The following is a 15,865-nucleotide window of genomic DNA, read 5'->3' on the forward strand; positions in this document are numbered from 1 at the left end:
AGGATGTAAAATAGCGGAGCGTCCTATGTAAAATTTGGGTTAAATGCTCAGAACGGCCCGGCAAATCCGCACTGCCTCGTGCGGGCTTACCGAACCGTTATTCATTAATAATTGCCAAGGATCTTAAAATTCAATGCCTCCGCACCGATGCCGCGCAGTGCGTTTTTCACACCGGCATCCTGCAGGTTTCCTTCGATATCCACAAAGAACCGGTATTCCCAGTTTCTGCCCGGGATCGGCCGGGATTCGATCATCATCATGTTGACATGGTTAAAGATGAAGTTTCCCAGCATGTTATACAGTGAACCGCTGGTATGCGGCAGCTCAAAGCAAAGGCTGATCTTTCCTGCATTCTTCTGGTAGACCTTGCGGTTTGCCAGAATGATAAAGCGGGTCGTATTGCCCTGGTTGTTCTGGATAGCCGGCTTCAACAGCTCCAGGCCGTACAGCTTTCCGGCAATCTCGCTGGCTACTGCCGCCTGGGTCTTGTCCCCCTCCTCGACCACACGCTTTGCAGCTACCGCGGTATTCTCCACGCTGATCTGCTTGAAACCGTTATCGTTTAAAAACTGGGAACACTGCATGAGCGCCTGCGGGTGGGAAAATACAGTCTTGATATCGGAAAGCTTCGCTCCCGGCACACTAAGCAGCGCATGCTCAACCGGAAGAAATGTCTCTGCCACAATATAATTATCGTAGCGGGTCAGAAGATCGTACATATCGATGACCGCTCCTGCAGAGGAATTCTCGATCGGCATCACCGCATAATCCGCATTTCCCAGCTGTACCTCCTTCATGGCATCCTCAAAATGTGCCACATGATAGATGCTTGCGTTCTCCCCGAAATACTGGAGCGCCGCTGCATGGCTGTAAGCACCCTCCACACCCTGGTGTACCACGCGCACACCATCCATAGGAAGCTTGTCCAGACGCTCAAACCCCAGCTTCAAGGCTCTTCCATGCTCTGCCAGGATCGAGTACTGGTATTTGCGGCTGATGGACATCATCTGGGAAAAGAGCTCCCGCACCGCAACCTGGTTAAATTCACTGTCTGCCATGGCACTGACCGCGTCCAGCTTCTGCTTTTCGCGCTCCGCGTCGTAGACAGCCTTTCCGGAAGCGATCTTGGTCTCTGCCACCTTGCCGCAGATGTCCATGCGCTCCTCAAATAACTTTACGATCTGTTTATCGATCACATCTAATTTATTTCTGCATTCCAGTAAATCCACGGTTTCTCTCCTTTTTCTCGGTATCTTTCAAATGTTTGGCCCAGGAAATGCTACTACCCACACGCGTACGCAAACCGCAACCCAAAACATTCTACCTGGTACGGTTCTACCTGATACCGTTCTGCTTGGTACGATTCTATTTGGTCCGCTTCCGCTCTTCCTGCTCTCTCACCAGCATTTCCTTGATTTTTGCTTCGGTGTACGCACCGGCACGTTTCCGGTCCTCTGCCGGAAGCTCTTTGATGTAAAACGGTTCCCCGAACTCGATCGTTACATGGGACGGGCGGATAAACGGAAAGTGCTGCTCCAGGATCTGGGCAGTTCCGGTAATGGCTACCGGCACAACCGGGCACCCGGACTTTTCTGCGATCTTTAAGCTTCCTTCTTTGAAATCCAGCATTTCTACCGGGTCCTCTGCCTTGCAGCGCGTTCCCTCCGGGAAGATCCACATGGAGGAACCGCCTTTTACCTTTTCAATTCCTTCCAGGATCGTCTTTAAACCTGCTTTGATGTCCTTACGATCCAGGAACAGACAGTTCACGTTGCGCATCCAGTCACGCAAAAGCGGAATTTTTTCCATTTCTTTTTTTGCCACAAAGCCAGTCTGTCCCGGCACAACAATATAGCCGCTCACAATATCAAAGTAGCTTCTGTGGTTGCCCACATAAAGCACCGGCTTATCCGGAATGTTTTCAAATCCTTTTACCGTTAACGTAGAACCGGTCAACCGGAAAATCATATGAAAAATCTGCTTCACTACCTTTAACGCATATTCTTTCTGGCGGTTTTCGTTGTTCTTCCAAACATATTTTTCTCCGATCAGAAGCGGCAGTGCGCTCACCAGGAGAAATACCACAACTACCAGAAGAATCAGTATTACTCGTATCATCCCACACCTCATTTGTCTCGCAGCTTATTTTTCAACTGCTCCATTTTTTAGATTTATACCGTAGATTCCAGTATATAAAAAAAGAGAGGCAAAAACAAGTCATTCGCCTCTCTTTTTTCATTGCTTTGTAAAAGTATGCCGCAATTTCCGCGGGCATGTCCACTCAGCCATCCGGCGGGCAGGTGACTCAGCTTTCCCTTTGTTTCCGCCCGGGCAGACATCTGCTTCGGATCATGGAAATCCGTTCAAATAAAAGTCCTGCCAGAAACCACAGCGGCGCAAAATCCAGACGGATCAGACCATTTACACTCGTCTGATACCCCGTGTAGTCCCAGGGGCAGATTCCTTTCGACTGTAAAAAAGCACCGGACAGATACTCTGCCGTGAAAATAAGTACCATATACAACAGACCATGCCGGATGATCCAGTCCCCCGGACTAAGCGGTCCGTCACCGATCCAGCGGTCAACCAGTCTGCCGATCGGTGCCAGAACAGCCCCACAGCCGTAAATCGGAAACATCAGAAGCGAGGTCTGCCCCATCAGCCGCCAGTCATGGGCAAGGATGGACTCTGTGGAAGTAAAGATTACTTCCAGACACCAGCCGGTAACCCCACACAGGAAAAAATGAAATAGAAATCGTTTTAATGTGTTCATACAATTAATATAACGTTTTTCCCTGCATTTTATTCCCGTTCAGATTTCCTGTTTTTTATTTCTTATTCTGCGGCCGGGTTTTCTTTCATGAATTTCAGCAGTGCATCACGCTTCTCATCCAGATAACGTCCCCACTCTTCCGGATCGATCCATACAGTGCGGTCCGCTCCGTTTTTGATCGCTTCCAGTTTTTCTGGCATATGGTTGTTGATGCAGTGATTTCCTAAGAAGAAATCCACATGCTCGTTCCGTACTTTTTTGAGAGATTCCAGGTAAACCTCGCGCATATGGCACTTCGGATCCCCGATCTCGGTCAGATAATCGGTTGCCAGTGTATTGAAGCCGAAACCGCCATAATATCCTGCACGCACGGTACGGTCTCCTTCTGTCACATCAAAGAAGATTGCGATGCATCCTTCAGTGTGTCCCGGTACCAGGTAAAACTTCATGGTGACATTGCCAAAGGTCATCTCATCTCCATCACGGATCACACCATCCGGCTCACACGGAGCATCCATAAGATCCGGGCTGTCCTGGATATAGGATTTCTCCGGATGTTCCCGGTACATAATCGCATCCGGCTCACCCATATAGATTTTCGTGCCGAACATATCGCGCATAAATTTTACGCCGCCAACATGATCGACATGGCCGTGGGAAAGCAGGATCCACTTCACATCAGCCGGATCAAAACCAGCTTTCCAGATGGAATGGATCAGCATGGCGGTATTGCCGCAGTTTCCGGCATCGATCAAAAGAAGTCCGTCCCCGGTATCGATCAGATGTACACAAACCCAGCTGTCTCCTACATAATAAACATTTCCGAACATACGAAACGGCTCCATATAACGCTCTGCCTGCTTCGTCCAGTATTTGGACATCGGATTCTTTTCAAATTCTGCTCTTTTTGCAAGATAGTTTTCATAATCTTTTACAATGCTCATGATAATCTCCCTGTGCCGCGTCTTCCTTATTTCATCAGTTCGCGCACCTGACGTACACGTTCCGTGATAAAATCTGCCCATACCGTATCATCCAGATATGGCTGACTTTCATGGGTATACTGTCCTGCTCTGTCTACGATCTCAATCTGATTCGGATGACTCGGCAGTGCAATATCTACATGAATCTTCTTTAATTTTTCTGCATCCTCAAAGAAGCGGTCACGAAGAGCCGGAGTTAAATACTTGCTGGTCGCATAGTACTTATCGTTCATGGTATTCGCTCCGACACCACCGTGCATGGCAACCACATACTCATCACCGGTTACCGGATTTTTCTCTTTCCAGAAAAAGCTGGTGCAGCCAATGGTATGTCCCGGGGTCAGCATGGTCTGGATGCTGATATTTCCAAGGGTTACCGGTTTCTCATCGGAATAAAACTCATCCGGTTCAAAGTTCTGTACATGAGAGCCGGAATCCGGGATCATGGTTTCCTCCGGGCAGCTCTTCATGAATACATAGTCCTCTTTGGACATATAAACCTTTGCTCCGGTCAGCGCCTTCATTTCAGCTGCTGCTCCGCAGTGATCGAAATGCGCATGGCTGATCAGGATTTTCTTAATATCAGTCGGCTTGTATCCCAGTGCATAGATAGAATCTACCATCAGATACGTGCTCTCCGGAATTGCGCTGTCGATCAGGATCAGGCCATCGCCTGTATCGATCAGATAGCAGCCAACCCAGGTCTGACCTGCTACATACCAGGTGTTCGGAGATACCTGAAACGGCTTGATTGCCAGTGTCCACGGCTCATGTACAAGAGTTTCTACCGGATGTGGGATTGCCGGGCTACAATGAAATGACATAATGATTCTCCTTTTTCATTCAACTTTTCTTTACAACTTCATTCAGTATATCACTTTTTTTATCTGTAGAAATACTGAATATTTGATACACATCCATCTTTTTCCAGTTTTTCAAAATTTATTTGAACTGGAAGTCCAGGCTCATCCGGAAGATATAATCTGGTTCCCTTGCGGGTTGGCTTTAAGCGGTAATACTGCTCCATATATTCCGTATTCGGTTTATGGAACTCCACCTTTTCCCCATCTTTTAACATGACACCCATCAGTGCACCCGGATGATCATTCTGACCGGAACATACATGGCAGCCTCTGCTGCGGACCATATCCGTAATCTTCAAAAACTCACCCATTGTGTAGATGGATGGCATAACGGTAATATATTCCACGCCTGCATCCATATACGCCTTATACTCCAGGGCATAACGTGCAGATTCACCGTAATCAACCGGAACATAGCGGTCTTCTTCCTTCATCATACGGATAAATTTTGCAATTTCTTCGCTCTCTGTATGTACAATAGGCTCTTCATACCATGCAATATCATACTGGTATGCTTCCCGGATAAACTTCATAGCTGTCTGGGCGTCATATGCCTGATTGGAATCTACTGCCAGTTTCATATCCGGACCTACTGCCAGACGGATTTTCTCGATGCGGCGAAGATCATTTTTCATATCGCCAAGAGAGATTTTAATCTTTGTTGTATCAAATCCCTCTTCCTTGATTGCCAGAATTTCTTCTATCAGTTCCTCATCTGTTCTTAATACAGAACCGCCGCCTTTGTAAATGTCTGCGTAATTTTTTTCAGCTCCAAGCAGCTGATACATCGGAATGCCACGTTTTCTGGAAATCAGATCAAACAGGATCACTTCCATCTGAAACATTGGAACACTAAAATTATAATTAGCACGTTCCATCCAGTAGAAGATTTTTCTCCACTCCAGATTGGTTCTCGGCATCGGATCTTTCAGCATAAGCGGAAGAATGGTCTGCCATACAGCCGGCGTCACTGGCCCCTCACCGCAGTCTCCGTCCTCATCGTATACTCTCAGCCACGGAGTAAATGTCCAGGTTTTCTGAACTTTACCAGTTCCATCCTTCCATACCTGCTTGCGTGGTTTCGGCTGAAAGGTATATAAAACAGCCCTGGTAAGCTTAATTTTTTCCGGGAAAGCAAAGTCCTCATTGATTTTCATGCAAATGTGCTGATCTACTTCACCGTTGATCGAATATATCATCTTTTCCATTCCTCCTGGTCAATACAGTCTTACTGGCCGTTATTTAAGTATGGCTCAGAACGAGTTTTTCAGATAAGATCTGATGTATTCTCTATTCTGAGCCAGATAAAAACTATTATAATCGATTACTTTTCTTTTTTCTTAAGCTTTGGTGCGATGTACGGCCAGAGGACAGAAAAGATTGCGATCAAAAGTAAAATGCAGGATGCCGGTCTCTTGAAGAACATCAGCATGTCACCTCTGGAGAAGCTGACTGCCTTACGGAAGTTTGTCTCCAGGGTAGATCCAAGTACATACGCAAGAATAAACGGAGTAGATGGAATTCCTGCATAAGCCATCCAGATACCGATACCAGTAAACATCAATGCCATATAAACTGCAAAAATATTGTTTGCATTGGTGTAAACACCTGTAAATGCCAGGATCAGGATTGCCGGGTACAGATAGTGATACGGTGCTTTCAGAAGAAGCGGGAATGCTTTGATACCAAAGATCTCAACAACCAGCGCAATCACTGCTGCAAATACTGCTGCCAGGAAAATCATGAAAACAAATACCGGGTAGTTTCTCTGCATCAGAGGACCAGCCTCAATACCATGAATGGTCAGACCACCTAACAAAAGTGCCGTGGTTCCATCTCCAGGAATACCAAGTGCAATCATCGGGATGATAGCACCACCGACAGAAGCATTGTTTGCTACCTCAGGAGCAATGACACCATCTACACAACCTTCACCAAATTCCTCAGGATGTTTGGAAGAATTCTTTGCCATGGTATAAGCAACTACGTTTGAAAGTGCTGCACCCATACCAGGAAGGAATCCAATACCAAGTCCTACCAGGAAAGAACGGATGATATTGCCAATGTTTCTGGTAAGGTCAACCAGCGGAAGGGTGAATTTACCGATTTTTCCTTTGAAAGTACCTGCTGCACCAGTCTCTCCTTTTGCATAGTCGCTTAAGATCATAGCACCTGCAAAAAGACCAGTCAGAACGCATACCATGTTGAATCCGCCAGACAGATAATAGGAATTAAACGTAAATCGTGGAGTAGAAGAAATCGGAGCATAACCAATCTGGGTAATGAACAGGCCAATTGCTGCACCGATGAAGCCTTTCAGCATACGTCCCTTGGACATACTTGCAACCAGGGTGATTGCCATCAGACCAAGTGCAAAATACTCCCACGGTCCCATCTTAACTGCAAATTTGGAAATAACCGGGCATGCGATCATTGCGATCAGGATGGACGGAACCGTACCCATGAAGTTTGCAACGGTACCAGCAGATAATGCTCTGGTAACTTCGCCTTTCTTTGTCATGGCATATCCATCATAACAGGTAGACAGAGAACTCGGGGTTCCCGGAATACCAAGAAGGATAGAACCAATGAAACCACCTGAGCAGCTTCCTACCCAGATTGCAATCAGCATTGCAATTGCTACGTTAGAATCCATCGCAAAGGTAAGTGGAAGGATAATGGTAATTGCCATTGCTCCAGACAGACCCGGGATCGCACCCAGGATCAGACCGATGAATCCACCGATCACCATCATAATAAGACAATAAGGGGTAAGCAGAATCCCCATTGCGCTCACAAAATCAGCCATCTTTATCCTCCTTAGAACAGTACGCCGCTCGGAAGCGGAATGCTGAATACTTTTACAAACATCAGATACATCACTGCGGTCATGGCTGCTGCAAATACAATGCGCTTCCAAACTGCGATGCCCTTGCCCTGGCTAAACATGGAGCACAGAACCAGAAGTGCTGCAAAACATGCGATCACATAGCCTAAAAACTGCATTGCAACAATGAAGCCAAGCATTACAGCAGAAATCAGACATAATCTGCCAAACTGTGATCTGGTGTAAAATACCGGAGATGGCTTCTTTCCGTTTATCAGAAGACCAATTCCGCAAATAATCATAATACCAGCTGAGATATATGGAAACGCCTGCGGACCAATATCTCCAGTCATGGTAGATGCTGGAAGCTGAGATGTCATGAAGGCAATCAAAACACCCAAAACAACTGCAATCAGACCTGTAACACGATCTCTTGTCATAATATACTCCTTTGAAATCCATTTCGAAAAAGAGCCCCAAGCGACTCAGACCTCTTGGGGCTCCTGCATGTTACACTGGTTAAATTCTTAATTCTTATTTCATTAAAGCTGCTGCTTCACCGTATTTAGCCTGCATGTCAGCAACGATAGATGCTGCATCATCCGGGGTATTGTAGCCAGCTTCCATCTGCATCTGATGATACTGGTCGATGATGTCCTGATTTTCCAGAACAGTCTTCATGGTCTCACTGATCTTAGCAACATCGTCTGCAGACATTCCCTGCGGTCCACACAGTAAAGAAATGCTGGACAGCTCGCAGCTATCAATACCAAGCTCTTTTAAAGTCGGAACATCTGGCATAGCCTCAGACTTCTGATCACCAGTAATTGCCAGTGGCTTCATGTCGCCAGCCTCAACATACTGTTTTGCATTTACGATCGGAAGGATTGCCATATCTACCATACCGCCAACCAGGTTGGTAATGGTGTCTGCGTTACCGCCACAGTCAACAATCGTGAACTCGGTACCAGTTGCCTGCTGGAATAACATCTGCATGAAGTGACGGTTTCCGTTTGCCTGTACACCAGTCAGATATTTTCCTGGCTCTGCTTTCGCAGCGTCAATCAGTTCCTGAAGCGTATTTGCTTCTACATTCTTATTTACAACGATACAGTTGGTCTCAGCACCTGGAACAGTGATTGTACCAAGCATCTGGAAATCTTCATATGTATGATCGTACTGACCGGTAGCCATCATACCGCACTGACCGGTATGACCCAGATACAGGTTTAAACCATCCGGTTTTGCATTTCTTACAGTTTCCAGTGCAACGGTACCACCGCCGGTTGCATCGTTGATAACTACGAAGTTTGCACCAGTTGCATCGCTCATTCCCTTAGCGAACAATCTTGCGATCATATCGGTACCACCACCTGCAGATGCCGGTACATAAAGCTGTACAGTACCGTTCGGCCAGGTGCTCTTGGAAGCATCTCCCGCTACGGTAGAAGTACCCTCAGCCTTTGCCTCTTCTTTGGACTCTGCCTGAGTTTCCTCTTTAGACTCTGCCTGAGTTTCTGCAGCTGCAGCAGTAGTTTCTGCCGGTGCAGCCTGTTTGCTTCCGCAACCAGCTAATGCCATTGCCATTGCGCCTGCCAGCATTACGCTTAATAACTGTTTTCTCATAACCCTTTTTCTCCTTCTCACTTGTTTCAAAAACTTACATATTTTTATCGATATGCTTGTTTTTTTTGTATGTTTTGATTATACTTTCTTTATCATCTTAATTCAACTTATCATATTTTATATTTTTTCTTAGTTCAATTAAGAGTTATATCGAGGGGGATTTATTATGGATTTAAAACAGATTGAAAATATGATTGCCATCGAGCAGGAGCAAAGCATTTCCAGAGCTGCGGAAAAGCTTTTCCTGACCCAGTCAGCACTAAACCAGCAGTTATTAAAATTGGAAAAAGAACTCGGCACACCACTTTTTGAGCGGCGCAAGCACAGCATGATCCCGACCTTCGCCGGGCGCATTTACCTTACAACTGCCCACAAGATGGTCGATATGAAAAAAGAAACCTATAAAATTATTTCTGATATTTCTGAGGAAAATCTTGGAGAGATTGCGGTAGCGTATACACCAGAAACCGGTGCCACCATGTTTTCCAAGGTCTATCCCATTTTTCACCGGAAATATCCGCAGATCACATTTCGAATCTATGAAGAACGTGTAAAAAAGATGGAGCAGCTGGTTCTGAAAAACGAAGTACATTTTGCCTTTATCACTTATGCAGAAGGAATGAAACATCCAGATCTGGATTACCTCGACATGGATACCGAATATATGATTCTCGGTCTTCCCATCACTCATCCACTGGCACACCTTGCAGGGAAAAACAGCCATGAAACTCTTCCACGGCTTGACCTGACATTGCTCAAGAATGATAGCTTTATCCTTTTAAGTAAAGAAACCCGCATGCGCGACATGATCGACCAGGCCTTTACCCATGCCGGTTTCCACCCAAAAGTTCTATTTGAGTCTGTGAGCACCCATACCGTGATCAACATGTTAAAAGAACAGATTGCCCCTGCCTTTTTCCCACAATCCTATGTAGATCCCTCTGCACCGATTGCTTATTTTACCGTGAATCCAAACCAGCGCTGGTCGCGCAGCGTTGCTTTCCTGAAGGGATGCTATTTTACCCGTCCGGAAAAGTATTTCATAGCTCTGTGTACAGATTACATGCGTGGTAAATTGCAGGAACATTTTGATACAATTACACAAACTGATTCCGTTCCGAATCATAATGATAATCAATTGCATCCAGTTTCCTGCTGATTTCAGCTTTATCCAGGTCATAGACCGCGCACAGTTCGTCCAGACTGTCATAATTGTCCCGCAATTGGGTGTTTAAAAAGCTCATCAGCATAACCGGATCTTTTGGAATTGCTGCCATAATTTTTTATTTCCTTTCTTTTTGCAAAATGCTATAATATTGTTATTGTTCAAATCCGTTGCAGCTCCTCCATGCATGGGCTGCAGCACAATATTATAATAGAACGAATTGACAAAGATCACAAGTTTTTTGCAACAGGAGGACAGACCCAAATATGAAACCCCCAAAGAAGAACCTGAAACGTATCCTTATGATCGCCACCGGCGGCACCATCGCCTCCAAGCGCAGTGAGGATGGCTTAAAGCCACTGATTACATCAGAAGAACTCCTCGGCTATGTCCCGGACGTAAAAGAATTTTGTGAAGTGACCGCCATGCAGGTCATCAACATCGACAGCACCAATATCCAGCCAAAACACTGGCTGTTAATTTCTTCTACCATTGAAAAGTACTACGATCAGTTCGATGGCTTTGTGGTCTGCCATGGCACCGATACCATGGCCTACACGGCATCCGCCCTCTCCTACCTGATCCAGAATTCACCGAAACCGATCGTCATTACCGGCGCGCAAAAGCCGATCGATCTGGAGATCACCGATGCAAAGACCAACTTAAGCGACAGTTTTCTCTTTGCCAGCTGCGATAAAGCACACGGTGTCAACATTGTCTTTGACGGTAAAGTCATTGCCGGTACCCGCGGCAAAAAGGAACGCACCAAAAGCTACAATGCCTTTTCCAGCATTAACTTTCCTTACATTGCTACGATCCAGGACAACCACATTATCTTCTATCTCGACGATAAAGACCGCCTGACTGAGGAGGTCACCTTCTATCACAAGCTGGACAGCAAGGTGACTCTGTTAAAACTGATCCCGTCCATGAACGGCGGCATCCTGGACTATCTGTTCAAGCACTACGATGCTGTTATCATTGAATCCTTTGGTGTGGGCGGTATTCCTTCCTATGAAGATGACAGTTTCCACCGGGCGATCGAGCGCTGGGTCAATGCCGGCAAGTTTGTCATCATGACAACGCAGGTCACCAACGAGGGAAGCAACATGTCCGTCTACGAAATCGGCAAAACCATCAAAAAAGAGTTTGGTCTCCTGGAAGCTTACGACATGACCCTGGAAGCTACCGTCACCAAACTCATGTGGATCCTTGGACAGACCCACGACCCGGATATGGTAAGGGAAATGCTTTACAGCACCATCAACCGGGATATTCTGTATACAACGAAGTGGAAAGCATAAGAACCATCAGCGGTTCTCATCCGCGTTCTGGCTTTCCGGTATTACCGGAAGCCGTCCGCGGAAGAACCGCTTTTTTAATTCTTTCCAGCTGAACGGAATGATTGGGTAGATATAACTCTTTCCGGCAATCGTCTTGTTAAACACGATCGCACAGACGGAGATTACAAAGCCGATCACATAACCCCACACGTCAAACACCGCGGTAAACAACAGCATGATGATCCGCATAAATTTCAGTGCATATCCCAGTTCAAAGCTGGACTGGCTGTAGTTTGCAATCGTCACAAATGCCATATACAGCATAGTCTCCGAGTTGAACCAGCCGGATTTCACCGAATATTCTCCCAGTACGATACCCGCAATGACGCTGAGCGGCGTTGTCAGCATATTCGGTGTGTTGATCGCCGCCAGACGCAGACCGTCAATCGCAAATTCCAGGATCAAAAGCTGAAAGATCAGCGGCACATAAGTCACATCCGAAAGCTTGGTAAAGGCCAGCCACTGCGGCAATGCGTCCGCATGCATCATGGCAAGAAGCCAGGTTGGCGTCAGTAAAAGACATAATACTGCTGTTGCCATACGGGACAGCCGCAGATACGTCCCTGTCACAGGTGGAAAATAGTAATCATCTGCTTCCTCAATAATGTCAAACACGGAGGATGGCAGCACCATAGCCGCCGGAGAGTTGTCCACCAGAATGACGATATTTCCTTCCAGAATACACGCTGCCGCAGTGTCCGGGCGCTCCGAAAACTTGAATTTCGGAAACGGGTTAAACCATTTATGAGGGAAAATCCCCTCCGCCAGACTCTCCTGGTTCATCGTCAGCGCATCCACCCGCAGGTTTTGGATGCGGTTCCGGATCTTATTTAAAAGCTCTTCATCGATGCGTCCATCCATATAGCAGACCGCTATGTCCGTGTGGGAACTGTTTCCGGCTGTCAGGATCTCCATGATCAGCTTCGGGTCCCGGATCCGGCGGCGGATCAGCGCCGTATTAAAGATCAGCGTCTCCACAAAACCGTCCCGGGAACCGCGCAGAACCTTGTCTTTTTCCGGTTCCTCCACACCGCGCGCCGGGTAAGTACGGCAGTCCAGCATCAGGCATTTGTCGTACCCGTCAACCAGAACCGCCGTGATTCCGCTCAGCAACTGTACGATCATGTCCTTTTCGTTGTCGACCAGGCTTACTTCTCCATAAGGCATATATTTTTTGGAAAAACCGTGCGCGTCTTTTGGCATATCCTCCGGCTTAATGCTCCACCACGCCTGTAATACCTTTAAAAGGACCTCATCCTTGGTCAGCCCATCCACAAAAAGCAGACACGCCTGCTTTCCTCCGATCGTGATCGCCCGGTAAACTACATCGAAATTTTTTTCCAGACTCAGCGTCTGTTTTAAATGTTCCAGATTTTCTGACAGATTTTTTGAAAACTGCATGCTGCAGTTCCTCCTTTCTTTCAAGAAACACGTTCTGTTCTTTCTGTTTCTCATATGGCATATCTGAAATACGCATAGAATCATTCCATTTTCCGTATAGTATGTCAGAATTCCCCTGTCTTATACCCGGCGCTGCCTCATGAAACTTGCACAAAGAATTTCCTGTTTCAAGCCCTAAAAAAAAGTTTTTCTGTCACATTTTTTGTTTTTCTTTAAGATGCACACGAACGTCTTTGCGCAGCGGACACGTGTATACAATTTGAGCAGTTTTCCCTCTCCAAAGTGCACAATCTTCTTAAAATTGCACAATTATCCTTGACGCTACCACAAAACAATGATATAGTGTATTTTGTAAGAAAGACATGAGCGCCATCACTCCGGCGCCTTTTATTTTCTTAACTGGTATGGGGATACCAAGCGAAGACTGTATTGTGTAACGGTTTTTGATCGTGACCAGGAGCTGCTTTCTGTGGGGGAAAAGCGGCTCCTATTTTTTTGTGTTCATAGGAGTTTCTTGACATAAAATAATACAAATGTTAATATCATATCATAAAGTTATCCAGAGTTATGAATAGTTATCCATCAGTATATAAGTTATCCAAAGTTATGAAGAGTTATCCATCTAGGAGGCCGAGCATGAAACGAGACAATCCCTTCACCCTCACATTCGGAAAACAGCCAATCAAATACATTAACCGTTATGAAAGCACCGATAATATCCTTTCCACCTTTGAGGCAGATAACCCGATCAGCCAGACTTATCTGATCAGCGGTATCCGCGGAAGCGGGAAAACGGTGCTTATGACTTCTGTTTCCAATCAGCTGCGGAACTCTGACGAATGGGTCATAGTCGACCTGAACGCCACCCAGCCTCTGCTGCAGGAGTTTGCCATGCGTCTGCTCGATGCCAGCAAACAGATTCCAAACATTTTCGAAAAAGGATTCGAGATTTCTGTCGCAGGCTTCGGAATCGGATACAATGGAATTACAGAAGAACGGGACAGCGTGAGCAAAATTGAAACGCTTCTGGACAGACTCAATAAAAAAGGAAAAAAGGTACTGATCACCATCGATGAGGCTGTCGCAAACGAAAATATGCGAATCTTTGCCAGTCAGTTCCAGATCTTTATCCGAAAAAACTATCCGGTATTCCTGATCATGACAGGACTCTATGAAAACATTTACGAAATCCAGAATGACCCGGTTCTGACCTTTTTGCTTCGTGCTCCCAAGATCATTCTTGGTCCGTTAGGCATCAATCAGATCAAAAACGAATATCAGAATATCTTCCAGATTGATGACGAAAAAGCCCGGCAACTGGCTAATATCACCATGGGCTATGCTTTCGCTTTTCAGGCGCTTGGCATGCTATACTGGGAGTATCACGATGAAAAACCTCTTGACTGGATTCTAAAGGAACTGGACGGTCTTCTGGAAGACTTTGTTTACCGGAAAATCTGGAGCAGTTTATCTCCACTGGAAAAACAGATTGTCTCGGCCATGCCAGAACAGGGTACAAAAATAAAAGTAAAAGAGCTTTGCGATAAGCTGGAAATGAAAGGCACTACCTTTTCCAAATACCGGGAACGCCTGATCAACAAAGGGGTGTGCATTGCACCAGAATATGGCTATGTTGCACTGGCACTGCCAAGATTTAAAAATATTACAGAGTCTTACATCGAAACAATATGATTCTCGAAATTGAATAAACTGCTATAAAATAAGAAAATACTTGTGATTTTATTCCAAAAATGCTACCATTAAGTATCATGCGGAGTTTTGCTCAGGCAAAACTCCTTTTTTTAAAACCTAACGCAATACAGGGAGGAAAGAAACATGGCATTGATCATTCCAGCAAACTATGATCCCCATCTCACCGTGCGTGAGACCCAGGAAGCGATCAAATACATCCGTGACACATTCCAGAAGGAATTTGGCAAAGAGATGCACTTAGAGCGTATTTCCGCACCGCTGTTCGTTACCCAGTCCAGCGGTTTAAACGATAACTTAAACGGCGTAGAGCGTCCGGTCCAGTTCGACATCACTGCAATCCCGGGAGAGACCGTTGAGGTCGTACACTCCCTGGCTAAGTGGAAACGTATGGCACTGAAAGAGTACGGCTTTGAGCCAGGCGAGGGCCTCTACACCAACATGAATGCGATCCGCCGCGATGAGGAGCTCGACAACCTTCACTCCTGCTATGTAGACCAGTGGGACTGGGAGAAGGTCATCACCAAAGAGGAGCGCACCATTGAAACCCTCGAAGCAACCGTCCAGACCATCTTCAAGATCATCAAGCATATGGAGCATGAGGTATGGTACAAGTATCCGCAGGCAGTAAAGCATCTGCCGGAGCACATCACCTTCATCACCACCCAGGAACTGGCAGACCGCTATCCGGACAAGACGCCGAAGGAGCGTGAGAACCTCATCACCAAGGAATACGGCTGCGTCTTCCTGATGAAAATCGGTGACAAACTTGCAAGCGGCGAACCGCACGACGGTCGTGCACCGGACTACGATGACTGGCAGTTAAACGGTGATATTCTCTTCTGGTATGACCAGTTAAACTGCGCACTGGAGGTTTCCAGCATGGGTATCCGTGTTGATGAAAAATCCTTAGAGGAGCAGTTAAAGAAGGCCGGCTGCGAGGAAAGAAAGAACCTTCCATACCACAAGATGCTCTTAAACGGCGAGCTTCCGTACACCATCGGCGGTGGTATCGGACAGTCCCGTCTGTGCATGCTGCTCTTAGACCGCGCCCATGTCGGTGAGGTACAGGCAAGCCTGTGGCCGGACGATATGAGAAAGATCTGCAAAGAACATAAGATCATCTTATTATAATCAGAAAAAACAATGGGCCGTGTGAGTTGCCGAAAGGCAA

The 15,865-nt window shown here is 46.3% G+C and carries 15 protein-coding genes; 4 read left to right on the top strand and 11 right to left on the bottom strand.

Annotation, left to right across the window (positions count from 1 at the left end):
• Positions 1-104: 104 nt before the first annotated feature.
• The 9 genes from DW922_RS01675 to DW922_RS01715 all read right to left on the bottom strand — a co-directional run bounded on the left by DW922_RS01675 (position 105) and on the right by DW922_RS01715 (position 9,072).
• Positions 105-1,229, bottom strand: a complete 1,125-nt coding sequence (locus tag DW922_RS01675; RefSeq protein WP_118725610.1) for a bifunctional chorismate mutase/prephenate dehydratase — start codon at positions 1,227-1,229, stop codon at positions 105-107.
• 136 nt (positions 1,230-1,365) lie between these two features.
• Positions 1,366-2,118, bottom strand: coding sequence for a lysophospholipid acyltransferase family protein (locus tag DW922_RS01680; protein WP_118725611.1), 753 nt, complete (start codon positions 2,116-2,118; stop codon positions 1,366-1,368).
• A 187-nt stretch (positions 2,119-2,305) separates the two neighbouring features.
• The gene (locus tag DW922_RS01685) at positions 2,306-2,773 is read right to left on the bottom strand and encodes a hypothetical protein (RefSeq protein ID WP_118725612.1); all 468 of its coding nucleotides are present in this window, start codon (positions 2,771-2,773) and stop codon (positions 2,306-2,308) included.
• Between the two features lie 62 nt (positions 2,774-2,835).
• A complete protein-coding gene (locus DW922_RS01690) occupies positions 2,836-3,717 on the bottom strand; it encodes an MBL fold metallo-hydrolase (protein ID WP_243031975.1) in 882 nt (293 codons plus the stop codon).
• Between the two features lie 26 nt (positions 3,718-3,743).
• Positions 3,744-4,580, bottom strand: coding sequence for an MBL fold metallo-hydrolase (locus DW922_RS01695; RefSeq protein ID WP_118725614.1), 837 nt, complete (start codon positions 4,578-4,580; stop codon positions 3,744-3,746).
• Positions 4,581-4,639: 59 nt separating this feature from the next.
• Positions 4,640-5,827, bottom strand: coding sequence for an enolase C-terminal domain-like protein (locus tag DW922_RS01700; protein WP_118725615.1), 1,188 nt, complete (start codon positions 5,825-5,827; stop codon positions 4,640-4,642).
• 116 nt (positions 5,828-5,943) lie between these two features.
• A complete protein-coding gene (locus DW922_RS01705; protein WP_243025661.1) occupies positions 5,944-7,428 on the bottom strand; it encodes a tripartite tricarboxylate transporter permease in 1,485 nt (494 codons plus the stop codon).
• A gap of 11 nt (positions 7,429-7,439) precedes the next feature.
• The gene (locus DW922_RS01710) at positions 7,440-7,886 is read right to left on the bottom strand and encodes a tripartite tricarboxylate transporter TctB family protein (protein WP_118725616.1); all 447 of its coding nucleotides are present in this window, start codon (positions 7,884-7,886) and stop codon (positions 7,440-7,442) included.
• 94 nt (positions 7,887-7,980) lie between these two features.
• Complete coding sequence (locus DW922_RS01715; protein ID WP_118725617.1) at positions 7,981-9,072, bottom strand: tripartite tricarboxylate transporter substrate binding protein; 1,092 nt, start codon at positions 9,070-9,072, stop codon at positions 7,981-7,983.
• 166 nt (positions 9,073-9,238) lie between these two features.
• Between DW922_RS01715 and DW922_RS01720 the strand changes: the two genes are divergently transcribed.
• Complete coding sequence (locus tag DW922_RS01720) at positions 9,239-10,231, top strand: LysR family transcriptional regulator (protein WP_118725618.1); 993 nt, start codon at positions 9,239-9,241, stop codon at positions 10,229-10,231.
• Here the strand turns inward: DW922_RS01720 and DW922_RS01725 are convergent.
• Complete coding sequence (locus tag DW922_RS01725) at positions 10,170-10,349, bottom strand: DUF4250 domain-containing protein (RefSeq protein ID WP_118725619.1); 180 nt, start codon at positions 10,347-10,349, stop codon at positions 10,170-10,172. The genes DW922_RS01720 and DW922_RS01725 overlap by 62 nt on opposite strands.
• Positions 10,350-10,524: 175 nt before the next feature.
• Here DW922_RS01725 and DW922_RS01730 point away from each other — a divergent pair, with 175 nt between their 5' ends.
• Positions 10,525-11,541 (top strand): asparaginase, encoded by a 1,017-nt coding sequence (locus DW922_RS01730; protein ID WP_118719591.1) that lies wholly within the window; start codon positions 10,525-10,527, stop codon positions 11,539-11,541.
• A 6-nt stretch (positions 11,542-11,547) separates the two neighbouring features.
• On the opposite strand, the gene DW922_RS01735 is transcribed toward DW922_RS01730, so the two are convergent.
• On the bottom strand, positions 11,548-12,981 hold the full coding sequence (locus DW922_RS01735; RefSeq protein ID WP_118725620.1) for a spore germination protein: 1,434 nt from the start codon (positions 12,979-12,981) through the stop codon (positions 11,548-11,550).
• A 636-nt stretch (positions 12,982-13,617) separates the two neighbouring features.
• Between DW922_RS01735 and DW922_RS01740 the strand changes: the two genes are divergently transcribed.
• Together DW922_RS01740 and asnA are read left to right on the top strand one after the other, a co-directional pair.
• Positions 13,618-14,673, top strand: coding sequence for an ATP-binding protein (locus DW922_RS01740; protein ID WP_118540335.1), 1,056 nt, complete (start codon positions 13,618-13,620; stop codon positions 14,671-14,673).
• A gap of 144 nt (positions 14,674-14,817) precedes the next feature.
• Positions 14,818-15,825: an aspartate--ammonia ligase gene (asnA, locus tag DW922_RS01745; protein WP_118725621.1), complete on the top strand. Its 1,008-nt coding sequence runs from the start codon at positions 14,818-14,820 to the stop codon at positions 15,823-15,825.
• Positions 15,826-15,865 lie beyond the last annotated feature (40 nt).

The sequence above is a fragment of the Clostridium sp. AM42-4 genome (genome assembly GCF_003480105.1).
Classification (GTDB): domain Bacteria; phylum Bacillota; class Clostridia; order Lachnospirales; family Lachnospiraceae; genus Brotaphodocola.